General features: G+C 65.9%; 22 protein-coding genes. 9 read left to right on the top strand and 13 right to left on the bottom strand.

Annotated features, from left to right (window positions below):
• Positions 1-7: 7 nt before the first annotated feature.
• From RSW2DRAFT_RS11325 to folK, 11 genes are all read right to left on the bottom strand, one after another.
• Positions 8-340, bottom strand: coding sequence for a DUF1491 family protein (locus RSW2DRAFT_RS11325; protein WP_008031051.1), 333 nt, complete (start codon positions 338-340; stop codon positions 8-10).
• 57 nt (positions 341-397) lie between these two features.
• A complete protein-coding gene (gene era, locus RSW2DRAFT_RS11320) occupies positions 398-1,342 on the bottom strand; it encodes a GTPase Era (RefSeq protein ID WP_008031049.1) in 945 nt (314 codons plus the stop codon).
• Entirely contained in the window at positions 1,329-2,024 is a 696-nt protein-coding gene (gene rnc / locus RSW2DRAFT_RS11315) for a ribonuclease III (RefSeq protein WP_008031047.1), read from the bottom strand. The genes era and rnc overlap by 14 nt, the downstream gene beginning before the upstream one ends.
• Complete coding sequence (lepB, locus tag RSW2DRAFT_RS11310; RefSeq protein WP_008031045.1) at positions 2,021-2,809, bottom strand: signal peptidase I; 789 nt, start codon at positions 2,807-2,809, stop codon at positions 2,021-2,023. The genes rnc and lepB overlap by 4 nt, the downstream gene beginning before the upstream one ends.
• A 58-nt stretch (positions 2,810-2,867) precedes the next feature.
• Positions 2,868-3,278 (bottom strand): holo-ACP synthase, encoded by a 411-nt coding sequence (gene acpS / locus RSW2DRAFT_RS11305; RefSeq protein WP_008031043.1) that lies wholly within the window; start codon positions 3,276-3,278, stop codon positions 2,868-2,870.
• Positions 3,279-3,296: 18 nt separating this feature from the next.
• Positions 3,297-3,737 (bottom strand): hypothetical protein, encoded by a 441-nt coding sequence (locus RSW2DRAFT_RS11300; RefSeq protein WP_083800682.1) that lies wholly within the window; start codon positions 3,735-3,737, stop codon positions 3,297-3,299.
• Between the two features lie 44 nt (positions 3,738-3,781).
• The gene (locus RSW2DRAFT_RS11295) at positions 3,782-4,540 is read right to left on the bottom strand and encodes a pyridoxine 5'-phosphate synthase (RefSeq protein WP_008031040.1); all 759 of its coding nucleotides are present in this window, start codon (positions 4,538-4,540) and stop codon (positions 3,782-3,784) included.
• 33 nt (positions 4,541-4,573) lie between these two features.
• Entirely contained in the window at positions 4,574-5,269 is a 696-nt protein-coding gene (locus RSW2DRAFT_RS11290; protein WP_008031037.1) for a DUF2062 domain-containing protein, read from the bottom strand.
• Between the two features lie 21 nt (positions 5,270-5,290).
• On the bottom strand, positions 5,291-7,408 hold the full coding sequence (locus RSW2DRAFT_RS11285; RefSeq protein ID WP_008031036.1) for a RelA/SpoT family protein: 2,118 nt from the start codon (positions 7,406-7,408) through the stop codon (positions 5,291-5,293).
• A gap of 40 nt (positions 7,409-7,448) precedes the next feature.
• Positions 7,449-7,802, bottom strand: coding sequence for a DNA-directed RNA polymerase subunit omega (rpoZ, locus tag RSW2DRAFT_RS11280; protein WP_008031034.1), 354 nt, complete (start codon positions 7,800-7,802; stop codon positions 7,449-7,451).
• Between the two features lie 96 nt (positions 7,803-7,898).
• Positions 7,899-8,507, bottom strand: coding sequence for a 2-amino-4-hydroxy-6-hydroxymethyldihydropteridine diphosphokinase (folK, locus tag RSW2DRAFT_RS17485; RefSeq protein ID WP_083800680.1), 609 nt, complete (start codon positions 8,505-8,507; stop codon positions 7,899-7,901).
• Positions 8,508-8,611: 104 nt separating this feature from the next.
• Between folK and RSW2DRAFT_RS11270 the strand changes: the two genes are divergently transcribed.
• Entirely contained in the window at positions 8,612-9,184 is a 573-nt protein-coding gene (locus tag RSW2DRAFT_RS11270) for a LabA-like NYN domain-containing protein (RefSeq protein ID WP_008031031.1), read from the top strand.
• 124 nt (positions 9,185-9,308) lie between these two features.
• Entirely contained in the window at positions 9,309-10,385 is a 1,077-nt protein-coding gene (locus RSW2DRAFT_RS11265; protein ID WP_040672080.1) for an AbrB family transcriptional regulator, read from the top strand.
• Positions 10,386-10,391: 6 nt separating this feature from the next.
• On the opposite strand, the gene RSW2DRAFT_RS11260 is transcribed toward RSW2DRAFT_RS11265, so the two are convergent.
• Positions 10,392-10,829, bottom strand: a complete 438-nt coding sequence (locus RSW2DRAFT_RS11260) for a MarR family winged helix-turn-helix transcriptional regulator (protein WP_040672078.1) — start codon at positions 10,827-10,829, stop codon at positions 10,392-10,394.
• A 70-nt stretch (positions 10,830-10,899) separates the two neighbouring features.
• Between RSW2DRAFT_RS11260 and RSW2DRAFT_RS11255 the strand changes: the two genes are divergently transcribed.
• A complete protein-coding gene (locus RSW2DRAFT_RS11255) occupies positions 10,900-11,352 on the top strand; it encodes a hypothetical protein (protein WP_008031025.1) in 453 nt (150 codons plus the stop codon).
• On the opposite strand, the gene dnaE is transcribed toward RSW2DRAFT_RS11255, so the two are convergent.
• Positions 11,349-14,783 (bottom strand): DNA polymerase III subunit alpha, encoded by a 3,435-nt coding sequence (gene dnaE, locus RSW2DRAFT_RS11250; RefSeq protein ID WP_008031024.1) that lies wholly within the window; start codon positions 14,781-14,783, stop codon positions 11,349-11,351. The genes RSW2DRAFT_RS11255 and dnaE overlap by 4 nt on opposite strands.
• A 160-nt stretch (positions 14,784-14,943) precedes the next feature.
• Between dnaE and xdhA the strand changes: the two genes are divergently transcribed.
• The 6 genes from xdhA to RSW2DRAFT_RS11220 all read left to right on the top strand — a co-directional run bounded on the left by xdhA (position 14,944) and on the right by RSW2DRAFT_RS11220 (position 23,239).
• Positions 14,944-16,353, top strand: a complete 1,410-nt coding sequence (xdhA, locus tag RSW2DRAFT_RS11245) for a xanthine dehydrogenase small subunit (RefSeq protein WP_008031023.1) — start codon at positions 14,944-14,946, stop codon at positions 16,351-16,353.
• Positions 16,350-18,680: a xanthine dehydrogenase molybdopterin binding subunit gene (xdhB, locus tag RSW2DRAFT_RS11240; RefSeq protein ID WP_008031022.1), complete on the top strand. Its 2,331-nt coding sequence runs from the start codon at positions 16,350-16,352 to the stop codon at positions 18,678-18,680. Before xdhA ends, xdhB begins: the two co-directional genes overlap by 4 nt.
• Positions 18,673-19,614 (top strand): xanthine dehydrogenase accessory protein XdhC, encoded by a 942-nt coding sequence (gene xdhC / locus RSW2DRAFT_RS11235; RefSeq protein WP_008031021.1) that lies wholly within the window; start codon positions 18,673-18,675, stop codon positions 19,612-19,614. Before xdhB ends, xdhC begins: the two co-directional genes overlap by 8 nt.
• A complete protein-coding gene (locus RSW2DRAFT_RS11230; protein ID WP_008031020.1) occupies positions 19,611-21,146 on the top strand; it encodes an ABC transporter ATP-binding protein in 1,536 nt (511 codons plus the stop codon). The genes xdhC and RSW2DRAFT_RS11230 overlap by 4 nt, the downstream gene beginning before the upstream one ends.
• A 78-nt stretch (positions 21,147-21,224) precedes the next feature.
• Complete coding sequence (locus tag RSW2DRAFT_RS11225; RefSeq protein WP_008031019.1) at positions 21,225-22,310, top strand: ABC transporter permease; 1,086 nt, start codon at positions 21,225-21,227, stop codon at positions 22,308-22,310.
• Complete coding sequence (locus RSW2DRAFT_RS11220) at positions 22,310-23,239, top strand: ABC transporter permease (RefSeq protein WP_008031018.1); 930 nt, start codon at positions 22,310-22,312, stop codon at positions 23,237-23,239. Before RSW2DRAFT_RS11225 ends, RSW2DRAFT_RS11220 begins: the two co-directional genes overlap by 1 nt.
• Positions 23,240-23,263: the final 24 nt, after the last annotated feature.

Below are 23,263 nucleotides of genomic sequence, written 5' to 3'. Positions count from 1 at the left end.
GCAAGCCTCAGCGCAAGCCGTCTTCGTCCAGAAGGGTTCGCCCGGCCTTGTCCTCGATCTCCAGCACCCAAAGATCGGGGTCAAATTGGCGCTGCCGGGCAACCGCGGCGTCCACCTCGGCTTCGGGGCCAGCTTTCAGCACCACCCAGATCCGCTCATCCGCGCTCAGATCGAAACTGCGTTGATACGCCACCGCCTGCCCGTCCAGCGTCGCCAGCTTGACCAGCACCGCCCCCGCCGTGGCATCGCCCTTGCGGGTGACAAAGGCCGGTATCGCCGCCAGCCGCAACCGCGCCAGATATGCCGAAACCCAGAACCCGGTGGTCAGTTGCGGCTTCATCCCAACCCCGCATTCTTCTCTGCAAAAATATCCCCGCCGGAGGCTCCGACCTCTGCGTCAGTTGCCGTCCTTGAAATCCAGCCCCATCTCGGAATACCGCTCGGGCTCCTCCAGCCAGTTCGGCCGAACCTTCACCTGCAAGAACAGATGCACCGGCCGGTCCAGAAACTCCACCAGCTCCAGCCGCGCCGCCTGGCCGATCACCTTGATGGTCTCGCCCTTGTTGCCCAGCACGATGCCCTTGTGACCATCGCGCGCCACATAGATGATCTGGTCGATCCGCACCGAGCCGTCGGGCTTGTCTTCCCATTTCTCGGTCTCGACGGTCAACTGATAGGGCAATTCCTCGTGCAGCCGCAGCGTCAGCTTCTCGCGCGTCACTTCCGAGGCGATCATCCGCAGCGGCAGATCGGCGATCTGGTCCTCGGGGTAGAACCACGGACCTTCCGGCAGTTGCGTCGCCAGCCAGGCCTTCAGCTTGTCCACCCCATAGCCTTTTTCGGCGGAAATCATGAAGGTCTCGGCAAAGGGAAACGCCTCGTTCATCTGCGCCGACAGGCCCAGCAACACCTCGGCCTTGACCCGGTCGATCTTGTTGATCGCCAAAGCCACGGTCTGGCCGCGCGGGATGCGGTCGCGCATGGCGTCGATGATGGCCTTGGTGCCCTCGGTCAGCCCGCGATGCGCCTCGATCAGCAGCACCACCACATCGGCATCCGCCGCCCCGCCCCAGGCCGCCGCCACCATGGCGCGGTCAAGCCTGCGCCTTGGCCGGAACAGGCCGGGCGTATCGACAAACACGATCTGCGCCGCACCCTCCATCGCCACGCCGCGGATGCGCGCCCGCGTGGTCTGCACCTTGTGGGTGACGATCGAGACCTTGGCCCCCACCATCTTGTTCAAAAGTGTCGATTTCCCGGCATTCGGCTCGCCGATCAGCGCCACGAAGCCCGCCCGCGTGCCACCGGTGCCGCCCACGGCCTCGCCCTCAAGCTCTGTCATCTGTCGCCTCCATCCGCGCCAGAAGCGCCTTTGCCGCCGCCTGTTCGGCAGCCCGCTTGGTGCCCGACCGGGCCAGTTCCACAGCACCATTCTCCAGCCGCACTTCGACGGTGAATTGCGGCTGGTGGTCCGGGCCGTCGCGGCCCAGTTCGATATAGGCAGGCGGCGGCAGACCGCGGGCCTGCGCCCATTCCTGCAGGCTGGTCTTGGCGTCGCGGGCGTCCGATTGCACCGCGCCGATCCGCCCGCCCCACAGCCGCAACACCAGCCCGCGCGCCGCGTCGAACCCGCTGTCGAGGTAAACCGCGGCGATCACCGCCTCCAGCGCGTCGCCCAGCAGCGCATCCTTGCGCCGCCCGCCCGACATCATCTCGGATCGGCCCAGCTTCATCACCTCGCCCAGACCTAAGTCGCGGGCCACATCGGCGCAGGCCTCCTTGCGCACCAGCGCGTTGAAGCGCGGCGCCAACTGACCCTCGCTGGCGGCGGTATCGGCGGTCAGCAGCGCCTCGGCCATCACCAGACCCAGCACCCGGTCGCCCAGAAACTCCAGCCGTTGGTTATCGGGCCGGGTCTTCGAGGAAATCGAGCTGTGCGTCACCGCGCGCAACAGAAGCTCCGGCTGGCGGAACACATGTCCGATGCGGCCACAAAAGGCCTGAAGTTCGGCCGATAGCTTCACTCGATCCCCTTGAAGAAGCGGTCGCTGCGCCAGGTCCAGAAATACAGCATGGATTTCCCCGCCGACGAGAACATCACCCGGTCGGCCCGCCCGATCAGGTTTTCGGCCGGCACGAAGCCCACGCCGCCCACGGCCTGACCATAACGGCTGTCCTGGCTGTTGTCGCGGTTGTCGCCCATGAAGAAATAGTGGCCCTCGGGCACGGTGAACACGTCGGTGTTGTCGGCAAAGCCGTTGGTGTCGATGTTCAGCACCGAATGCACCACGCCATTGGGCAGGGTTTCCTTGAAACGCGATCGCGTGCAATCGCCGCCCTCGCCAACAGGACCGTTTTCACAGCGCGGGGTGTTGCCCATCGGGCCCTGGCGTTCAAAAACCTCGTGGAACTGGCCATCGGGCACCTGCGGCGCTGCGGTGCCGTTGATGTAAAGGATACCATCCTTCATCTGAACGGTATCCCCCGGCAGGCCGATCAGCCGCTTGATGAAATCCGAGCCGTTCACCGGATGGCGGAACACCACGACATCGCCACGTTCGGGTTCAGACCCCAGAATCCGCCCGGTGAACGGGCACAGGCCGAACGGGCAGGAATAGCGCGAATAGCCGTAGGCCATCTTGTTGACGAACAGGAAGTCACCGATCAGCAGGGTGTCCTTCATCGATTCCGAGGGAATCCAGAACGGCTGGAAAAACAGCGTGCGGAAAACGCCGGCGATCAGAAGCGCGTAAACGACCGTCTTGATGGTCTCGACGATGCCGCCTTGGGGTTTTGCCGTGCTGGCCATGCTGTCTTGCTTTCCTGGGGGTTTCGAAGGCGCTACATGCGCGCGCCGTGGGCCGCTGTCAAGTTGGGGCGGCGTCGCGCAGCGCCTCGATCACCACGAAGGCCTGCGCCCAGGGGTGATCGTCGGTCAGGGTCACATGCACGATGGCGCTGTGGCCCGGCGGGGTCATCGCCGCCAGCCGTTCGGCGGCCCAGCCGGTCAGATGCATCACCGGCTGGCCGGTTTCCAGATTTGAAACCGCCATGTCCTTCCAGGCAATGCCCATGCGCAAGCCGGTGCCCAGCGCCTTGGAGCACGCCTCCTTGGCGGCCCAGCGTTTGGCATAGGTGGCGGCAACCTCGCGCCGCGCCTCGGCGGTGGCCTGTTCACGCGGCGTGAACACCCTTGTGCGAAAGCGGTCGCCAAACCGCTCCAGCGTGGCGGCGATCCGGTCGATATTGGCCAGATCAGAGCCGATGCCCAGGATCATGCGTCGCCGCCCCTGCGGTCAGTCGAGGCTGGCACTTATGCCCCCGGTGGCCTGATTGATGCTGACGCTCAGGACGTAAGGGGCGAACCCGGCGGTTGCGTCGTCGTAAAGTTGCACCGGCATCACCACCGTCAGCCCTTGCGCCGGATCATAGCTGGCCTTGGCCGCCGCGAGGTCAATGCCGGAATACCCCAGCGACTCGGTATAGGTCACCAGCTTGCACTGCCGCGCGCCCAATTCGTCATAGGGTGGCGACAGCACCAGCAGGTGCATCGACCCCGCACCCGGTTCAATGGCATCCACCGCCGCAAGCCGGATCTCGCCCTTGGCAAAGGCGCGACTGTTGGCCTCCCAAGGCTCGACGATGCCCTGCGCCGAGGCGCGCCAGTCGTCGCAAGGCACCACCTGCTGCGCCAGGGCCGGCAGCACCGGCAAACCGGCCACCAGCGTGGCAGACAAAATCCTTCGAAGGATTTTGGCAAAAGTTTTGCAAAACTTTTGCGTCACACACCCCTCCCGCGCGCCAGGTCCATCCGGCGGCGCATGTCCTCGATCGCCGCCCCCAGCCCGATGAACACCGCCTCGCCGATCAGGAAATGGCCGATGTTCAGCTCCATCACCTGCGGCAGCGCGGCAATCGGTGCCACGTTGTCATAGGTCAGCCCGTGGCCTGCATGCACCTCCAGCCCCAGCGCGCGGGCCAGTGCGGCACTGCGGGTCAGCGCCGCCAGTTCGGCCTCGGTTTCCGCCTCATGGCCCGCGGCATGCAGGTCGGAATAATGCCCGGTGTGCAATTCGACCACCGCCGCCTTGATGCTGGCCGCCGCCTCGATCTGCCGCGCGTCGGGGCCGATGAACATCGACACCCGGATGCCCGCCTCGCGCAAGGGCGCGATGAAATCGCCCAGCCGCGCCATATCGCCCGCCACGTCCAGACCACCTTCGGTGGTGCGTTCCTCGCGCTTTTCCGGCACCAGACAGATCGCATGCGGCCGGTGCCGCAGCGCAATGGCCTGCATTTCCGCCGTGGCCGCACATTCAAAGTTCAACGGCACCGTCAGCGCCGCCATCAGCGCCTCGATATCGCCGTCCGAGATATGGCGGCGGTCTTCGCGCAGATGGGCGGTGATACCATCGGCCCCCGCCGCCTCGGCCAGCAGGGCCGCGCGCAGCGGTTCCGGCCAGACCGCCCCCCGGGCGTTGCGCAGGGTCGCCACGTGGTCGATGTTCACACCCAGCCGCAGTCTGCCAATCGGTCTCATCGTCGTCTTCCTTTTGCAGTGTCCGCACCCCGGTCAGGGAGTTCCCGCCGCGTCATCCTCGCTGGCCAGCGCCTGCGCATGCTTGCGCAATTCCGCCTCGGCCATCGCCTGCCGCAACCGGCGACGCTTTTCCACCTGCTCGCGGAACTTCACATGGCGGATCTTCTGATAGGCGTGGATCAGCGGCAACGAGATGTAATAGGCGACGGTCGCCGCCACCAGCCCCGGCAGGATCGAGCCGATCACATAGGGCCAGAAAATGAAGTGGAAAAACTCGATCAGCTTGTCCCACTCGGCGTCCTGGCGGCTGAACATGGCCCAGAAGTTGTGCCACAACTGCACACTGGCGTCCGAGAAGGCGGCATAGACCGTCAGGAAATCCAAGGGCGCTTCGATCCCCAGCATCCAGTGACCCAGCTCCAGCGAGCCGGTGGCGATGAACGGCGTGGTGATCGGGTTGGACAGAAAGGTGCACAGCAAGGCCGCCACGATATTGCCGCGCATCCCCCAGGCCAGCAGCGCCGCCGACAGCATCTGCACGCCGTAAACCGGCGGGAAGTTGACGAAGGTGCCCGCAAACACGCCTCGCGCAATGCGGTGCGGCTTGTCGGGCAGCCGCCGCATCCGGTGCAGCACATAAAGCACGGCCCGCCAGATGCCGCCGCGCGGATAGACGAATTCGCGCGCCGCTTCCGGCCAGGTCCGAGGATTGCGCCGCTTGAATACCAACTTGTGCCGCCCCTCTGCCCCTCAGGGCTTCTTGCTCAGATCCCGTTGCCGGGAAATCTGCGCCACATCGGTTTCGGCTTCAAGCGCCGTCATCACCGCGTGCAGATGTTCCAGATCGCGCAGATCGACGTCAACCAGCAACCGGTAATAATCCGGTTTCCGATCAACGAAGTGCAAGTCAGAGATATTGGCCTTCTGGCCGCCGATCAAGGTGCAGATATGGCCCAGCACCCCGGCATCGTTGGAAATCGTCAGGTTCAGGCTGACGGTATGCACCGCCGCATGCCGCCCGGCCTGCCAGTGCAGATCGACCCAGCGGGTCGGCTGTTCTTCAAATTCCTCCAGCGCCGGGCAGTCGATGGCATGCACCACCACGCCCTGGCCGCGATAGGTGATGCCGACGATGCGTTCACCCGGCACTGGCTGGCAGCAGCGGGCGCGGTTGTAGGTCTGGGTCGGCGGCAGGCCCACCACCGGGCGCTGGGCATCGACCTCGGCGGCCTGTGAAGTGGCAAGCTCGGGGTAAAGCGTCTCGATCACCTTGCGGGCGGTCAGTTCTGCCGAGCCAAGCTGCGCCAACAGATCGGTCTCGTCCACCAGCCCCAGCATCTTGGCGGCGGTGCGCAAGGCCTTGTCGGTGGCCTTGCGGCCCACATGATCAAACGCCGCCCGCGCCAGTTCCTGCCCCAGTTTCACGAACCGGCCCCGGTCTTCCTCGCGCAAGCTGCGCCGGATCGCCGCCTTGGCCCGACCGGTCGTCACGATGTCGATCCACGACGCCTGCGGCCGCTGACCCTCGGCGGTGATGATCTCGACCGACTGGCCGTTCTTCAGGCGGGTCCACAGCGGCACCCGGATGCCGTCGATCTTGGCGGAAACGCAGGAATTGCCGATGCGGGTGTGGATGGCATAGGCGTAATCCAGTGGCGTAGCACCACGCGGCATCTGGATCACATCGCCCTTGGGCGTGAAGCAGAACACCTGATCGGTATACATCTCCAGCTTGACGTTTTCCATGAAGTCGTCGTGGTCGTCTTCGTCCAGCCGTTCGGTGATGCCGGCAATCCAGCGCGCCGGATCAACGGCAAACGGGTTGTGCGCCCGCTCGCCCTCGCGGTAGGACCAGTGCGCCGCCACCCCGGCCTCGGCCACCTCGTGCATCTGCCGGGTGCGGATCTGCACCTCGACCCGCTTGCCGTCGCGGCCCGAAACGGTGGTGTGGATGCTGCGGTAACCGTTCGATTTCGGCTGGCTGATATAATCCTTGAACCGCCCCGGCACCGCCCGCCAACGCTGGTGAATGACCCCCAGCACGCGGTAGCAATCGGTCTCGGTGGCGGTGATCACCCGAAAGCCGTAGATGTCCGAGAGGCTGGAGAACGCCAGATCCTTCTCCTGCATCTTGCGCCAGATCGAATAAGGCTTTTTCGCCCGGCCATAGACATCGGCCTCGATCCTGGCCTTTTCCAGCTCGTTGCGGATGTCGGCGGTGATCTTGTGGACCACATCGCCGGTTTCGCGCTGCAAGGTGATGAAACGGCGGATGATCGAGTTGCGCGCGTCGGGGTTCAGCACCCGGAACGACAGGTCTTCCAGCTCGTCGCGCATCCATTGCATGCCCATGCGCCCGGCCAGCGGCGCAAAGATCTCCATGGTCTCGCGCGCCTTCTGCGCCTGCTTTTCGGCACGCATGCTCTTGATGGTGCGCATGTTGTGCAGCCGGTCGGCCAGCTTGACCAGGATCACCCGCAGATCCTTCGACATCGCCATGAACAGCTTGCGGAAGTTTTCCGCCTGCTTGCTTTCGGCGGAAGACAGTTGCAGGTTGGTCAGCTTGGTCACGCCATCGACCAGTTCGGCAACCTCGTCGCCAAACAGCCGCTGAACCTCGGTATAGGTGGATTTGGTGTCTTCGATGGTGTCGTGCAGCAGCGCCGTGACGATGGTGGCATCGTCCAGCCGCTGTTCGGTCAGAATCGCCGCCACCGCCACCGGATGGGTGAAATAATCATCGCCCGAGTGGCGTTTCTGCCCCTCGTGCATCTGCTTGCCATAGGCATAGGCGCGGCGGATCAGGTCGGCATTGCTGCGCGGGTTGTAGTTGTGGACCAGGGCGACAAGGTCTTCGACGTCGATCATTGCAGGTCTTTCCCGGTCCCTGCCGCTCAGGCGGTGGCGCTCAGTTCTCGCCCTGCGCTTCCATCAGCATCCGCAGCATCCGCTCTTCCGACATGTCGTCCTGCATCGGGCGATCCATCTCGCCGCTCATCAGTTGCGCCATGTCGTCGTCTTCGGGCTCGTCGATCTCGATCTGGGTCTGGTGGCTTTCGATCATCCGCTCGCGCAGCGCGTCGGCAAGCTGGGTCTCGTCGGCAATCTCGCGCAAGGACACGACCGGGTTCTTGTCGTTGTCGCGGTCAACCGTCACCGGCGAGCCTGCGGTGATCTCGCGCGCCCGGTGGGCGGCCAGCATCACCAGTTCGAACCGGTTCGGAACCTTGTCAACGCAATCTTCAACCGTCACGCGGGCCATATGCGACTCCATTTGCGGATTTGGGGCATGGAACGGCCTATGTAAGGCGGGACGGCAGGCTTGACAAGCGCCGATTCCGCGCCGCAGCGGGGCAAATCACAGCAAAATCACCGCATCCCGGTCGGCTTGCGGCAAGGCGGCCAGCATCTGCGCCACGGTTTTGCCCAGCAGCGGATGGCGCCAGTCGGGTGCCACCTCGGCCAGCGGCACCAGCACGAAGGCGCGGTCTTGCAGGCGCGGGTGCGGCAGGATCAAATCACCCGGCACCTCGCGGGCCTGCGCCGCGGGGTCCAGATTGCGCCATTGGCTTTGGGTTTCGGCATCGGGCAAAACCGCATCGCCCAGCGCCAGCAGGTCCAGATCCAGCGTGCGCCCGGCCCAGCGCGCGGTGCGTTCCCGCCCGAAACCCGCCTCGATTCGGTGCAGCGCGCCCAGGATCGCCGCCGCCGTCATTGTTTCCCTTACGGCAATCTTGACGCAGGCGTTCACATAATCCGGCCCAGCCCCCGCCGGAAAGCATGGCGTGGCATAAAACCGGCTTTGTGCTACGATTTCAAGACCTTCAGCTGGAAACCGCGCCAACGCCGCCCGAAGAATTTCAGCGGGAAGGCGATTTTCATGCGGCAGGTTAGCGCCAAGCGCAACCAGTGCGTGTAATATGTTGCCGTGGCTGGACGCGGCTCTTTCGTCGGGGATGGCTTGCATGTAGTCTGGTGCCACTGCTATTTGACGGTGCTTTTCATCGGGCGTTCAAGCGCGCCGAGCTTTCGGGACCCTTGGTCGGTGAAGCAGGTTTGAGGGGAAAAAAGATGTTTTACAAGGATGACCGGCTGGCGTTGTTCATTGATGGCTCGAATCTTTATGCGGCCGCCAAGGCGCTGGGATTCGACATCGACTACCGGCTGCTGCGTCAGGAATTCATGCGTCGCGGCAAGCTGTTGCGCGCCTTCTACTATACGGCCCTGCTGGAGAATGACGAATATTCGCCGATCCGGCCGCTGGTGGACTGGCTGCATTACAACGGCTTCTCGATGGTGACCAAGCCCGCCAAGGAATACACCGACAGCCAGGGACGGCGGAAGGTGAAGGGCAACATGGACATCGAGCTGACGGTGAACGCCATGGAACTGGCACCGCATGTCGATCATGTGGTGCTGTTTTCGGGGGATGGCGATTTCCGGCCGCTGGTGGAAAGCCTGCAACGTCAGGGGGTTCGGGTGTCGGTGGTGTCCACCATCCGCAGCCAGCCGCCGATGATCGCAGACGAATTGCGCCGTCAGGCCGACAATTTCATCGAGCTGGACGAATTGCGCGACGTGATCGGCCGCCCGCCGCGCGAGCCGCGGGTGGAACGCGACGACACCGCCGCCGATGTGAAGTGACCAAAGGCGCCCCCTCCGGGGCGCCCGTTTCCGGTTTTCCCTGCAAGCTCGGATCCACCTTGCCGCCAACGCGCGCACCAAGGGGGTTGTGGTCTGCACCGCCGCCTGTTTGGCTGCAGCGGTGATGCGCCGCCCTGCCCTCCCCATCGCCGCCCTTGATCTGCCTGCACTTGCCATCACCCTGGCGATTGGCACGGCCGGTGGGCTGTTGGGGTGGGCTCTGTCGGTGCCGCTGGGGCTGATGCTGGGGTCGTTGCTGACGGTAGGCAGCGTGGCTGCCCTGGGGCGAAGGCCGTTCGGGCGACAGGTCGCGGTGCCGCCAAAGCTGCGGTTCTTTTTCGTGCCGGTGATCGGGGTGGCGATCGGTGGCGCGTTCACGCCTGCGGTGCTGGCGCAGATACCGGGGTGGTGGGCCAGCCTGCTGGCGCTTTGCCTTTACATCCCGGCGGCGCATCTTTGCGGCTTCTGGATTTACCGCCGTGGCGGGCTCGACCGCAGCACGGCGTTCTTCGGTTCGGTGCCGGGCGGCCTGATCGAATCGGTGACGCTGGGCGAAGAGGCGGGGGCCGACGGGCAGATGCTGGTGCTGTTGCAGTTCCTGCGGCTGATCCTGACCATCGTGGCGGTGCCGCTGGCCTTCATGGCGCTGACCGGCCATGCGGTTGGCTCGGCCTCTGGCGCGAAGATGGTCGGGGCCTCGGTGCCGTTGGGCTGGGGGGATGCGGCGATGCTGCTGGCGGCAGGTGTGGGCGGGTTCTGGGGCGGGCGCTGGTTGCGGCTGCCTGCAGCGATCATGACCGGGCCGATCATCGCCTCGGCTCTGCTGCATCTGGCGGGAGGCACCCAGACGGTGCCACCAGCTTGGGCGGTGGGGGCGACGCAGGTGGTGATCGGCTCGGTGCTGGGGGCGCGGTTCGCCGGCATGCCGCCGGGCACGTTGGTGCGTGCGGCGCGGCTGGCGCTGGCCAATGCCGCGGTGGCGCTGGTGCTGGCGTTAGGCTTTGCGCTGGCGGTGGGGCCGCTGGTCGGGCAACCGGTGGCGGCGGCCTTTCTGGCCTTCGCGCCGGGTGGTCTGGCCGAGATGAGCCTGATCGCATTAAGCCTGCAAATGAGCGTGGTCTATGTCACCGCGCATCACGTGGCGCGGATCGTGCTGAGTGTCAGCATCGCCCGGGCGATGGCGGGGCGGGTGGTGCGGTAGCGCCGGTCACGCCTTGGGGGGCTGCAAGGCCGTGATCACCTGGCGCAGGTTCTCCAGAAACTGCCGCTGTTCGCCCGGCTCCAGCCCGGACAGCGCCAGCGCGTTCACCTCTGCCGCCTCGGCAATCGCCACCTGCTTCAGGGCACGGGCGCGCGGGGTCAGGCGCACGCGCTGCACCCTTGCGTCGGCCTCGTCCTTCTGCCGGGTCACCAGCCCGTCGCGCTCCATCCGCGCCAGCGTGGCCGCCATGGTCGGCTGCTCGATCCCGAGGCGGTCCACCAGGTCTTTCTGGGTCAGGCCGTCGTTTTCCCACAGGTGCAGCAGCGCCGGAAACGCCCCCAGCGCCAGCCCATGCGGCTTGATCCGCGCCTCCAGCTGCTTGGCCAGCAGCCGGGCCAGCAGGTTGACCAGATAGCCCGTCGATGCGTCACGATCAAAGTCCATGCCGCAGTCTTGCATCATATAGCTGGCTATGCAATAACACATAGCAAGCTATCTTTATGGGGAGACTCAGATGTTGTCCGTCATGCACCGGGTGTCGGGCGCAATTGCCGCCCTGACCATCGCCAGCTTCTGGCTTTCGACCCTGATTTCGGAACTGTTTCTGACCCAATCCGCCATTGTCACGGTGAAAACCCTGATCCCCTACGGCTTCCTGCTGCTGATCCCGGCAATGGCTGCGGTCGGTGCCACCGGGTTTCGTCTGGCCAAGGGGCGCAGCGCCGGGCTGATCGGCGCCAAGCGCAAGCGGATGCCGTTCGTGGCGGCCAATGGCGTGCTGGTGCTGATACCCGCGGCGCTGTTCCTGTCGTGGAAGTCGCAGGCCGGGGCGTTCGATGCGGCCTTCTATGCCGTGCAGGGGCTGGAGTTGCTGGCGGGGGCTACCAACCTGACGCTGCTGGGCCTGAACCTGCGCGATGGTCGCCGCCTGACGGCCCCGCGCCGCCGTGCTGCAAGCAAAGCCTAGACCTCTTCCACCAGCACCACGCCGGGCATCGCCTTGATGGCACCCTTGATCTGCGGGGTGACGGGGTAATCGGCAGGCAGGGTCAGGTCGATCTCGCGGCCGGTCTGGTCGGGGATGCACAGGATGATCTGCCCGCGCGACCGGCTGTTTTCCACCCGCGCAAACAGGGCTGCCACCGAGGCCGCCGCTTCGGCGCGGTTCAGGTGGATGCGCAAGCTGGCCCCCCCGGCCTCGGCGGCCACCTGATCAATCGGCTGCACCGCATTGGCCAGCAGCTTCAGCGTCTCGCCTTCCAGTTCGGCCTTCACCGTCAGCACCACGTTCATCCCCGGCTCCAGAAACCCGCGCGCCGCTTCCAGCGTGTCGGAGAACACCGTGACCTCGTAAAGCCCGGTCGGGTCGGACAGTGAAACAAAGGCAAAGCGGTTGCCCTTGGCCGATTTCTTTTCCTGCCGCGAGGCCACCGAACCGGCGATCTTGGCGATCAGCGGGCTATTCTCGGTGGCGCGCAGGTGCAACTCGTGCAGCGTCATCACCTGCTTGCGTTTCAGCGGCCCCATGTAGTCGTCCAGCGGGTGACCCGACAGGTAGAAGCCGATCGCCTGATGCTCCTGCGACAGCCGTTCCACCGGCAGCCAGTCGTCGCGGAACGGCAGGCGGGGTTCGGGCAGGTCGGCCCCGGCCTCGCCGAACAGCGACACCTGATTGGAGTTGCGGGCCTCGTGGATCGCCGCCGAATAGCTGCCCAGCGCATCCAGCGCGTCGAACACCCGGGCGCGGTTGCTGTCCAGCACGTCAAACGCCCCGGCACGGGCCAGCATCTCCAGCGGGCGCTTGCCGATGCGTTTCAGATCGACCCGCCGGGCCAGATCGAACAGGCTGGCAAAGGGCTTGGCCCCGCGCGCCTCGGTGATCAGCTTCATCGCCTCGACGCCGACATTCTTCAGCGCCCCCAGCGCATAGACCACCGCGCCATCGCGCACGCTGAAGCTGGCAAGACTGGCGTTGACGCAGGGCGCCACCGTCCTGATCCCCAGCTTGTCCACCTCGCGCTTGTAAACCGCCAGCTTGTCGGTCAGGTGGATATCGCAGTTCATCACGCCCGCCATGAATTCAACGGGGTGGTTGGCCTTCAGCCAGGCGGTCTGATAGCTGACCACGGCATAGGCGGCGGCGTGCGATTTGTTGAAGCCGTAGTTGGCGAATTTCTCCAGCAGGTCAAAGACTTCACCGGCCTTTTCCTTGGAAACGCCGTGGGTCTTGGCAGCCCCTTCAATGAACTTGGGCCGCTCCTTGGCCATTTCGGCGGCGATCTTCTTGCCCATGGCACGGCGCAGCAGGTCGGCGCCGCCAAGGGAGTATCCGGCCATCACCTGACCGATCTCCATCACCTGTTCCTGATAGACGATGATGCCCTGGGTTTCGGCCAGGATATGGTCGATGGTCGGGTGGATGGACTCGATCTGCCGCAGCCCGTTCTTGACCTCGCAATAGGTCGGAATGTTCTCCATCGGGCCGGGGCGATACAGGGCGACCAGCGCCACGATATCCTCGATGCAGGTGGGCTTCATCCGGCGCAGCGCGTCCATCATGCCAGAGCTTTCCACCTGGAACACCGCCACCGTCCGGGCGCTGGCGTAAAGCTCGTAGGTTTTCGCGTCGTCCAGCGGGATCAGGCTGATGTCGATGTCGATGCCGCGCTGGGCCAGCAGTTCCAGCGCGTTCTGGATCACCGTCAGGGTCTTCAGCCCCAGAAAGTCGAACTTCACCAGCCCGGCGGCTTCCACCCATTTCATGTTGAACTGGGTGGCCGGCATGTCCGACCGCGGGTCTTGATACAGCGGCACCAATTCATCCAGTGGCCGGTCGCCGATCACCACCCCGGCGGCATGCGTGGAGGCGTTGCGCAACAGCCCCTCGATCTGCTGGCCGTAATCCAGCAGGCGGGCAACCACTTCTTCCTTGGCCGCCTCGCGCAGTCGCGGCTCGTCGGCCAGCGCCTTGGTGATCGACACCGGCTTGACGCCCTCGACCGGGATCATCTTCGACAGCCGGTCCACCTGGCCGTAAGGCATCTGCAACACCCGGCCCACGTCGCGGATCGCGGCCTTCGACAGCAGCGCGCCAAAGGTGATGATCTGCCCCACCTTGTCGCGGCCATATTTCTGCTGGACGTATTCGATCACCTCTTGCCGACGGTCCATGCAGAAGTCGATGTCGAAGTCGGGCATGCTGACCCGCTCGGGGTTCAGAAAGCGTTCAAACAGCAGCTTGTAGCGCAAGGGGTCCAGATCGGTGATGGTCAGCGCATAGGCCACCAGACTGCCCGCCCCCGAGCCGCGCCCCGGCCCGACCGGAATACCCTGCCCCTTGGCCCATTTGATGAAATCGGCCACGATCAGGAAATAGCCGGGGAATTTCATCTTCTCGATGATGCCCAATTCGAACGCCAGCCGTGCCTCGTATTCCGCCACCGGCACCGCATGCGGGATGATGGCCAGCCGCGCCGCCAGCCCTTCGCCCGCCTGACGCCGCAACTCCTCCACCTCGTCATCGGCGAATTTCGGCAGGATCGGGTCGCGCTTGGCCACCTTGAAGGCGCAGCGCCGGGCAATCTCGACCGAGTTTTCCAAGGCTTCCGGCAGGTCAGCGAACAGCGTCGCCATCTCGGCCTCGGTCTTGAAATAATGCTGCGGCGTCAGGCGGCGGCGCGGGCCTTGCTGATCGACATAGGCGCCCTCGGCGATGCACAACAGCGCGTCATGCGCCTCATACATCGCAGCTTTCGGGAAATAGACATCGTTGGTGGCGACCAGCGGCAGGCCCATGGCATAGGCCATCTCGACCAGCCCGCGCTCGCTGGCACGCTCGGCCTCGGGCAGTTGCTCGCCCGCACCGGGATGGCGCTGCAACTCAATATACAGCCTGCCGGGATAGATCGCCGCCAGCTTCTCCAGCAAGGCCTGCGCCTTGGGCCGCTGCCCGGCCTGCAGAAACCGCCCCAACGGGCCATCCGGGCCACCGGTCAGGCAGATCAGGCCCCGGGCGTGCGCCGCCAGTTCGGCCACCGTCAGTTGCGGCAACTGCCCGGCCTTGCCGATATAAAGGCAGGTGTTCAGCTTCATCAGGTTCAGATACCCGGCTTCCGATTGCGCCAGCAGCACGATGGGGGCCGCCGCCCGTGGCCGTTCGCCGGGACCTGCCGGATCATGCGCCAGACTGACCTGACAGCCGATGATCGGCTGCACCCCGGCGCTGGCGGCATAGGTCGAAAACTCCAGCGCCGCGAACATGTTGTTGGTGTCGGTGATTGCCACGGCAGGCATGGATTGCGCCACGCACAGCCCGATCAGCTTTTGCACCGGCACCGCCCCTTCCAGCAGGGAATGTTCGGTATGCACACGCAGATGGATGAATCGGGGGCTGCTCATGCGCCGACCCTAAAGCATCGGCGGGGCGCAATCTAGGCTTGCCAACCGCAGCGCCCCAAGGCTTGATGCAGGGCAGGAACTGGGGCGCGTGGCCCGTTTTACGCCGCATCGGGCGGGCACGCAGCGGCCCCGAACGCAGGGAAGGCGGCGGATTAATCGGATGACCGAGATTGCGTTTCTGTTGAACGGAACGCCGGTGCGCCTGTCGGATCAGGCCCCGACAAGGCCGTTGCTGGACTGGCTGCGGGTTGATCGCGGCCTTTGCGGCAGCAAGGAGGGCTGCAACGAAGGCGACTGCGGCGCCTGCACGGTGATGGTCAGCGACGCCACCGGCAGCCGCGCGCTGAACGCCTGCATCCTGCTCTTGGGCCAGATCCACGGCAAGGCGCTGCGCACCATCGAAGGCATCTCCGGCCCCGACGGTGCCTTGCACCCGGTTCAACAGGCGATGATCGACCAGCACGGCTCGCAATGCGGCTTCTGCACGCCGGGCATCGTGGTGTCGCTGGCCGTGGCCCATGCCCAAGGCCGCACCGACCATGACGACGTGCTTTCGGGCAACCTCTGCCGCTGCACCGGCTACGCCCCGATCATCAAGGCTGCCCAATCCGTCGAATCCGCCCCGATCCCAGAATGGATGACCGAAAACCACGCCGCTGATTTCTCCTTTGCCCAAATATCCTCGGGGGGGTCCGGGGGGGCAGACAGCCCCCCCGGCGCCTACCACCCCAAGACAGCGGATGATTTGGCAGACTGGTATCAAACCCACCCCGACGCCACCCTGATCGCTGGGGCCACCGATGTCGGCCTCTGGCTGACCAAGGGCCTGCGCGGGCTGCCGCAAGTGGCCTTCCTTTCCGGCATCGCTGATCTGCAACAGATCACCCCCCAAGGCGATACCCTGCGCATCGGCGCAGGCGTCAGCATCACCGACCTGATGGCGGCCCTGCCCCAGCATCACCCCGCCTTCGCCGCCTTCCTGCGCCGGTTTGCTTCGGTGCAGGTGCGCAACGCCGCCACGCTCGGCGGCAACATCGCCAACGGCTCGCCGATTGCCGACACCCCGCCCGTGCTGATTGCCCTTGGCGCGCGGCTGCATCTGCGGCAGGGGGCAAAGCGGCGCGAGATGGCGCTGCAGGATTTCTACCTCGACTACCGCAAACAGGATCGCCGCCCCGGCGAGTTTGTCGAGGCGATCACCATCCCCGCCACCGCCCCGGCGCTGCGCTGTTACAAGCTGAGCAAGCGCTTCGATCAGGACATCTCGGCGGTCTGCGGCGCGTTCAATTTGACGGTGCAGGCGGGTCGGGTCACCGAAGCCCGCATCGCATTCGGCGGCATGGCGGGTATCCCGAAACGCGCGGCAGTGTTGGAGGCAGCACTACTGGGGCAGGACTGGAACCTGACGACGGTGCAGGCGGTCCTTCCGGCGCTGGCGCAGGATTTCACCCCGCTCAGCGACATGCGGGCCTCCAGCGCCTACCGGCTGCAAACCGCGGGCAATCTGCTGATCCGGTATTTCCACGATCTTGCAGGGGACTTCACTGATCTGCGCGAGGTGGCACCATGAGCCTCGGCCAAGCCCTGCCGCATGACAGCGCCCGCCTGCACGTCACCGGCGAGGCGCGCTATATCGACGATATCGCCCTGCCCGCAGGGGCGCTGCATCTGGCCTTCGGGCTGTCGGACACCGCACACGGGGTGATCGAAAGCCTTGATCTGGCGGCGGTGCGGGCAGCACCCGGCGTGGTGGCGGTGTTTTCCGCCGTCGATTTCCCGGTGATGCCCGATTGCAGCCCCTCGGCGCATGACGAGCCGCTGCTGGCGGTGGACCGCGTGCATTACGCCGGTCAGCCGGTGTTTCTGGTGGTGGCCGACAGTCACCTGGCGGCGCGAAAGGCGGCCCGGCTGGGCAAGTTGTCCTGCCAAGCCCTGCCCGCCCTGCTGACGCTGGATCAGGCCCTGGCGGCGAACAGCCGGTTCGAGACCGGGCCGGTGGTCTGGCAGAAGGGCGACGCCGCGGCGGCGATTGCCGGGGCGGCGCGGGTGGTTGAAGGCCAGATCGAAATCGGCGGGCAGGAGCATTTTTATCTGGAAGGTCAGGTGGCCGCCGCTGTGCCGCAAGAGGACGGCGACATGCTGATCCTGGCCTCGACCCAGCATCCCAGCGAGATCCAGCACAAGGTGGCGCATGCCTTGAGCCTGCCGATGCATGGCGTGCGGGTGGAAGTGCGGCGGATGGGCGGCGGTTTTGGCGGCAAGGAAAGCCAGGGCAACGCGCTGGCGATTGCCTGTGCGCTGGCGGCACGCGCCACCGGGCGGCCCTGCAAGATGCGCTATGACCGCGACGACGACATGCTGATCACCGGCAAGCGCCACGACATGCGGATCAGCTACCGCGCCGGGGTGGATGCGACGGGTCGGGTGCTGGGGCTGGAGTTCCTGCATCTGGTGCGCTGCGGCTGGGCGCAGGATCTTTCCTTGCCGGTGGCCGACCGGGCGATGCTGCATGCCGACAACGCCTATCACCTGCCCGCAGTGCGGATCGAAAGCCACCGGCTGCGCACCAACACCCAAAGCGCCACCGCCTTCCGCGGCTTTGGCGGGCCGCAGGGGATGCTGGGGATCGAGCGGGTGATGGATCATGTGGCCTTTGCCCTTGGGTTGGAACCCTTGGCGGTGCGGCGCGCGAATTTCTATGGTGGGAGGTCGGTGCGGGCGGGAGCCTCCGGCGGGGATATTTCGGCAGAGAAGAAGCCGCAGACCACGCCCTATCTGATGCCGGTGACGGATTTCATCGGGCATGAGGTGGTGGCGGCACTGGAGGAGAGTGCGGCCTATCAGGCGCGGCGGGCGGCGATTGCGGAATGGAATTCGGGCAGTCCGGTGTTGAAGCGGGGGATCGCGCTGACGCCGGTGAAGTTTGGCATTTCCTTCACGCTGACGCATCTCAATCAGGCCGGGGCATTGGTGCATCTGTATCAGGACGGCTCGATTGCCATCAACCATGGCGGCACCGAGATGGGGCAAGGGCTGTTCCAGAAGGTGGCGCAGGTGGCGGCTGGGGTGTTCGGCGTCGATCTGGCGCGGGTCAGGATCGCCGCCACCGATACCGGCAAGGTGCCCAATACCTCGGCCACGGCGGCGTCGTCGGGGTCGGACATGAACGGCATGGCGGTGCGGGCGGCGTGCGAGACGCTGCGCGGGCGGTTGGCGGCGTTCATTGCCGACAAGCATGGGGTCGAGGCTGCCAGCGTGCGGTTTGCCGGGGGGCGGGTGCGGGTGGCGGGCGAGGTTTACGGCTTTGCCCAGGTGGTGAACTGGGCGTATCTGGCGCGGGTGTCGCTGTCGGCCACCGGGTTTTATGCCACGCCGAAGATCACCTGGGACCGCAGCCGCGGCGCCGGGCGGCCGTTCCTGTATTTCGCCTATGGTGCTGCGGTCAGCGAGGTGGTGATCGACACGCTGACCGGCGAGAGCCGCATCCTGCGCGCCGATATCCTGCATGACACCGGCGCCAGCCTGAACCCCGCCATCGACATCGGCCAGATCGAAGGCGGTTATGTGCAGGGCGCGGGTTGGCTGACCACCGAGGAACTGGTGTGGGACGCCAAGGGGCAGCTGACCACGCATGCGCCCTCGACCTACAAGATCCCGGCCTGCTCGGACCGGCCTGCGGTGTTCAACGTGGCCTTGTGGGGGCGCAAGAACCCCGAGGACACCATCGGGCGGTCGAAGGCGGTGGGCGAGCCGCCGCTGATGCTGGGGATCTCGGTGCTGATGGCGCTGTCGGATGCGGTGGCGGCTTGTGGTGACGGGTCGGTTTATCCGGGTCTGGACGCCCCGGCGACGCCGGAGCGGGTGCTGGCGGCGGTGCGGCGGGTGCGGCATGTTTGATCTGGGCGGCTTGCAGGCGGCGGTGGCGCGGCACGGGCGGGTGGCGCGCGTCGTGGTGGCGGCGGTGCAGGGCTCGGCCCCGCGCGAGGTGGGGGCTTCGATGCTGGTCTGGGACGGCGGGCAGTCGGGCACCATTGGCGGCGGGGCGCTAGAATGGCAGGCTGTCGGGCGGGCGCGCGAGGTGTTGGCCGTGGGTGGGCGGCGGCTGGACCGCGAGGCTTTGGGGCCGGGTCTGGGGCAATGCTGCGGTGGCGTGGTGACGTTGCTGACCGAGGTTTACGGCGCGGCGGAACTGGTTGGGCTGGCGGGGCTGCAGATGGTGGCGCGACCTGTCGCGGCGGCGGGGGAGATGCCGCTGGCGGTGGCGCGGTTGCTGGCGCGGGCTAGGCAAGGGGCGGTGCCGGTTTCAGTCCTGATGCAGGGCTGGATGGTTGAACCGGTGGCATCGGTGGGGCGCGAGGTCTGGGTCTGGGGTGCCGGGCATGTGGGCCGGGCGGTGGTTTCGGTGCTGGCGCCATTGCCGGGGGTGGCGATTACCTGGGTGGATGTGGATGTGGCGCGGTTTCCCGAGGTGGTGCCGGAGGGCGTGACGGTGCTGGCGGCGGCGGACCCGGGCGATCTGGTGGCGCGGGCGCCCGCCACGGCAGAGCATCTGGTGTTGACCTTCAGCCATGCGCTTGATCTGGAATTGTGTCACCGGTTGCTGAGGCATGGCTTTGCGTCGCTGGGGCTGATCGGCTCGGCCAGCAAGGCCCGGCGCTTTGCCAGCCGGCTGCAAACCTTGGGTCATTCGCAGGCAAGTATCGCGCGGATTGCCTGTCCGATTGGCGACCCGGGCTTGGGCAAGCATCCGCAGGCGATTGCGCTGGGCGTGGCGGTGGCGTTTGTGAAGGCTGGCAAGGCCGGGGCGACCGGCAGGGAGATCGCGGTATGAACGACGCGCAAAAGCCGGCGCTGCTGGCGGTGCAGGGGGTGACCAAGGCCTATCCGGGCGTGGTGGCCAATTCCGACGTGTCGTTCTCCATCCGCGAGGGCGAGGTGCATGCGCTGCTGGGCGAGAATGGTGCGGGCAAATCGACGCTGGTCAAGATGATCTACGGGCTGGTGCAGCCCGATGCAGGCGCGATGGAGTTGCGCGGCGTGCCCTATGCGCCTGCCGATCCGCGGGCGGCACGGGCGGCGGGCGTGGGGATGGTGTTCCAGCATTTCAGTCTGTTCGAGGCGTTGAACGTGGCGGAAAACGTCGCGCTGGGCATGGAAAACCCGCCCAAGCTGCGCGCACTGGCGCAGGCGATCCGCGATGTATCCACGGAATACGGCCTGCCGCTGGACCCGGGCCGGATGGTGGGCGATCTGTCGGCGGGCGAGCGGCAGCGGGTCGAGATCATCCGCTGCCTGCTGCAAAGCCCGAAGCTTTTGATCATGGACGAGCCGACCTCGGTATTGACGCCGCAGGAGGTTGAAATCCTGTTCAAGACCCTGCGGCAACTGGCGGCCGAGGGCACGGCGATCCTGTATATCAGTCACAAGCTGGAGGAAATTCGCAGCCTGTGCGACGAGGCGACGATCCTGCGGCGGGGCAAGGTGGTCGATACCTGCACGCCGCGGGAAAAGACCGCGCGCGAATTGGCCGAGATGATGGTGGGGGCGGTGCTGACGCCGCCGGCGCGCAGTGGCGGTGCCAAGGGCGCGGTGGCGTTGCAGGTGGCGGGCCTGTCGGTGGATTCGCCCATTCCCTTTGGCACCTCGTTGAAAGATATCAGTTTTGCGGTGCGGCGCGGCGAGGTGCTGGGGATTGCCGGGGTGGCGGGCAATGGGCAGGACGAGTTGCTGCTGGCGCTGTCGGGCGAGGTGCGGACGGCGCGTGATGCGGTGCAGATTGACGGGGTGGGGATCGGCGATCAGGGGCCGAACGAACGCCGCCGTGCCGGGTTGGTGGCCGCACCCGAGGAACGGCTGGGCCATGCGGCGGCACCGGATATGACGCTGGTGGAAAATGCGCTGCTGTCGGGGGCGGTGCGGCAGGGGCTGGTGCGGCGCGGCTTCATCGACTGGGCGGCGGCGAAGGGGTTTGCGCAGACCATTGTCAGGGATTTCGATGTGCGCACGCCGAGCACCGGGGTGGCGGCGCGGGCGCTTTCGGGCGGGAACTTGCAGAAATTCGTGATCGGGCGCGAACTCAGCCAGTCGCCGGGGGTGATCGTGATCAACCAGCCGACCTGGGGGGTGGATGCCTCGGCGGCGGCGGCGATTAGGCAGGCCATTCTGGACCGGGCGGCGGCGGGGGCGGCGGTGGTGTGCATTTCGCAGGACCTGGATGAATTGCTGGAGATTGCCGACAATTTCGCGGCGCTGAACGAGGGGCGGCTGTCGGCACAGCGCCCCGTGCAGGGGCTGAGCATCGAGGAGATCGGGCTGATGATGGGCGGCGCGCATGGCATGGAGGTGGCGCATCATGGCCCTTAGAGTAGCGGGGGGGCTTTCCGCCCCCCTCTTGGCCTGTGGCCAATTCACCCCCCGAGGATATTTGGGCAAAGGTGAAGCATGGTGAGGCTGGAGAAACGCCCCTCGCCCTCGCGGTTCTGGACCATGGCGACGCCGGTGGTGGCGGTGGCTTTGACGATGATCGCGGGCGGGATCATGTTCGCGCTGCTGGGCAAGAACCCGGTCGAGGCGATACGGACGATCTTCTGGGATCCGTTGTTCAACGAACAGTTCGCGTCCTATTCGCGGCCACAACTGCTGGTGAAGGCGGGGCCGCTGATCCTGATCGCGGTGGGGCTGTCGCTGGGGTTCCGGGCGGGGATCTGGAACATCGGGGCGGAAGGGCAGTATATCATCGGCGCGATTTGTGGCGCGGCGGTGGGGCTGGCGTTCTATCCGGTCGAGGCCTGGTATGTCTTTCCGCTGATGGTGATTGCGGGGGGCTTGGGCGGCTGGGCCTGGGCGATGATACCGGCGATCCTGCGCACGCGCTTTGCCACCAACGAGATTTTGGTCAGCCTGTTGCTGGTCTATGTGGCGCAGGCGATTCTGGCGTCGATGGCGCTGGGAGCGTTGCGCAACCCCGAGGGCGGCGGCTTTCCGGGGTCGCGCAACCTGTCGCAATACCCGGCGGCGGCCAACCCGGAGCTGATTGCCGGGACTGGCATGCATTGGGGCGTGGTGGCGGCGTTCATCGCGGTCATTGCGGCCTATGTGCTGCTGCACCGGCACATGCTGGGGTTTTCCATCCGGCTGGCGGGGCAGGCACCGCGGGCCGCGCGGTTTGCCGGGGTCAACCCGGACCGGCTGGTGCTGCTGTGCATGGGGCTTTCGGGCGGGCTGGCCGGGTTGGCGGGGTTGTTTGAGGTGGCAGGGCCGGCCGGGCAAATATCCATCGACTTCGGCTCGGGCTACGGCTTTACCGCGATCATCGTGGCGTTTCTGGGCCGGTTGAACCCGGTGGGCATCCTGCTGGCCGGCCTCTTGATGGCGCTGACCTATATCGGCGGCGAGCTGGCGCAGTTCATGCTGGGGCTACCCTCGGCGGCGATCCAGGCGTTTCAGGGCATGCTGCTGTTCTTCCTGCTGGCGGTCGATCTGTTCAGCAACTACCGGCTGCGGTTCGGCAAGCGGGAGGCGGTGTGATGGACCTTTCGGCAATCAACCCGGCGGTGCTGGTGGCCAGTCTGATGATGGCGGCGGTGCCGATCATCCTGGCAGCCATTGGCGAGCTGGTGGTGGAGAAATCCGGCGTGCTGAACCTTGGCGTCGAGGGGATGATGATCATCGGGGCGGTCTGCGGCTTTGTGGTGGCGGTCAAGACCGGCAGCCCGTTCGTGGGGTTTCTGGGGGGTGCTGCGGGTGGTGCGGGGCTGAGCCTGATCTTTGCGCTGTTGACGCAGGTGCTGCTGGCCAATCAGGTGGCGACGGGGCTGGCGCTGACGCTTTTCGGGCTGGGGCTTTCAAGCCTGCTGGGGCAGGGTTTCAACGGCATCAAGCCACCGGCGACTGGCAAGGTGCCGATGGGGCCGCTGGCGGATATTCCGGGCGTCGGGCCGGTGCTGTTCCAGCATAATCTGGGGGTCTATCTGTCGATCGCGGTGATTGCCGCGGTGTGGTGGGGGCTGAAATACAGCCGGATGGGGCTGATCCTGCGGGCGGTGGGCGAGAATCACGATGCCGCCCATGCGCTGGGCTACAAGGTGGTCCGCATCCGCATTGCCGCCATCCTGTTCGGCGGCGCAATGGCGGGGTTGGGCGGCGCCTACATCAGCCTGGTGCGGGTGCCACAATGGACCGATGGCATCACCGCAGGCGCGGGTTGGATCGCGCTGGCCATCGTGGTGTTTGCCTCTTGGCGGCCGTGGCGGGTGTTGATCGGTGCCTATCTTTTCGGCGGCATCACTGTCTTGCAGTTGAATCTGCAGGTCGCCAACGTGCCGATCCCGGTCGAATACTTGTCGATGGCGCCATATCTGATAACCATCCTCGTGCTGGTCATCATGTCATCGGGCCGGGGCCGTGCTGCTGCCGCACCTGCCGCCCTGGGCCAGAATTTCCATGCCTCGCGCTGAGGCCACAATCAACCGGGGCGCAAG

It is taken from the genome of Rhodobacter ferrooxidans, from assembly GCF_000176015.1.
GTDB classification, from domain to species: Bacteria; Pseudomonadota; Alphaproteobacteria; order Rhodobacterales; family Rhodobacteraceae; genus Pseudorhodobacter_B; species Pseudorhodobacter_B ferrooxidans.
Note: the sequence above shows the minus strand (reverse complement) of the source record. Positions and strands in the feature narration are given on the sequence as shown.

Excerpts from the sequence above, each read along its gene's own strand:
- lepB (WP_008031045.1), bottom strand. The coding sequence starts at position 2,809 with ATGGCCAGCACGGCAAAACCCCAAGGCGGCATCGTCGAGACCATCAAG.
- xdhC (WP_008031021.1), top strand. The coding sequence starts at position 18,673 with ATGTTTGATCTGGGCGGCTTGCAGGCGGCGGTGGCGCGGCACGGGCGG.
- rpoZ (WP_008031034.1), bottom strand. The coding sequence starts at position 7,802 with ATGGCCCGCGTGACGGTTGAAGATTGCGTTGACAAGGTTCCGAACCGG.
- RSW2DRAFT_RS11325 (WP_008031051.1), bottom strand. The coding sequence starts at position 340 with ATGAAGCCGCAACTGACCACCGGGTTCTGGGTTTCGGCATATCTGGCG.
- RSW2DRAFT_RS11260 (WP_040672078.1), bottom strand. The coding sequence starts at position 10,829 with ATGGACTTTGATCGTGACGCATCGACGGGCTATCTGGTCAACCTGCTG.
- xdhB (WP_008031022.1), top strand. The coding sequence starts at position 16,350 with ATGAGCCTCGGCCAAGCCCTGCCGCATGACAGCGCCCGCCTGCACGTC.
- folK (WP_083800680.1), bottom strand. The coding sequence starts at position 8,507 with ATGCAAGCCATCCCCGACGAAAGAGCCGCGTCCAGCCACGGCAACATA.
- dnaE (WP_008031024.1), bottom strand. The coding sequence starts at position 14,783 with ATGAGCAGCCCCCGATTCATCCATCTGCGTGTGCATACCGAACATTCC.
- RSW2DRAFT_RS11285 (WP_008031036.1), bottom strand. The coding sequence starts at position 7,408 with ATGATCGACGTCGAAGACCTTGTCGCCCTGGTCCACAACTACAACCCG.
- RSW2DRAFT_RS11220 (WP_008031018.1), top strand. The coding sequence starts at position 22,310 with ATGGACCTTTCGGCAATCAACCCGGCGGTGCTGGTGGCCAGTCTGATG.
- RSW2DRAFT_RS11255 (WP_008031025.1), top strand. The coding sequence starts at position 10,900 with ATGTTGTCCGTCATGCACCGGGTGTCGGGCGCAATTGCCGCCCTGACC.
- RSW2DRAFT_RS11295 (WP_008031040.1), bottom strand. The coding sequence starts at position 4,540 with ATGAGACCGATTGGCAGACTGCGGCTGGGTGTGAACATCGACCACGTG.
- era (WP_008031049.1), bottom strand. The coding sequence starts at position 1,342 with ATGACAGAGCTTGAGGGCGAGGCCGTGGGCGGCACCGGTGGCACGCGG.
- RSW2DRAFT_RS11230 (WP_008031020.1), top strand. The coding sequence starts at position 19,611 with ATGAACGACGCGCAAAAGCCGGCGCTGCTGGCGGTGCAGGGGGTGACC.
- RSW2DRAFT_RS11225 (WP_008031019.1), top strand. The coding sequence starts at position 21,225 with ATGGTGAGGCTGGAGAAACGCCCCTCGCCCTCGCGGTTCTGGACCATG.
- acpS (WP_008031043.1), bottom strand. The coding sequence starts at position 3,278 with ATGATCCTGGGCATCGGCTCTGATCTGGCCAATATCGACCGGATCGCC.
- RSW2DRAFT_RS11265 (WP_040672080.1), top strand. The coding sequence starts at position 9,309 with ATGCGCCGCCCTGCCCTCCCCATCGCCGCCCTTGATCTGCCTGCACTT.
- xdhA (WP_008031023.1), top strand. The coding sequence starts at position 14,944 with ATGACCGAGATTGCGTTTCTGTTGAACGGAACGCCGGTGCGCCTGTCG.
- RSW2DRAFT_RS11270 (WP_008031031.1), top strand. The coding sequence starts at position 8,612 with ATGTTTTACAAGGATGACCGGCTGGCGTTGTTCATTGATGGCTCGAAT.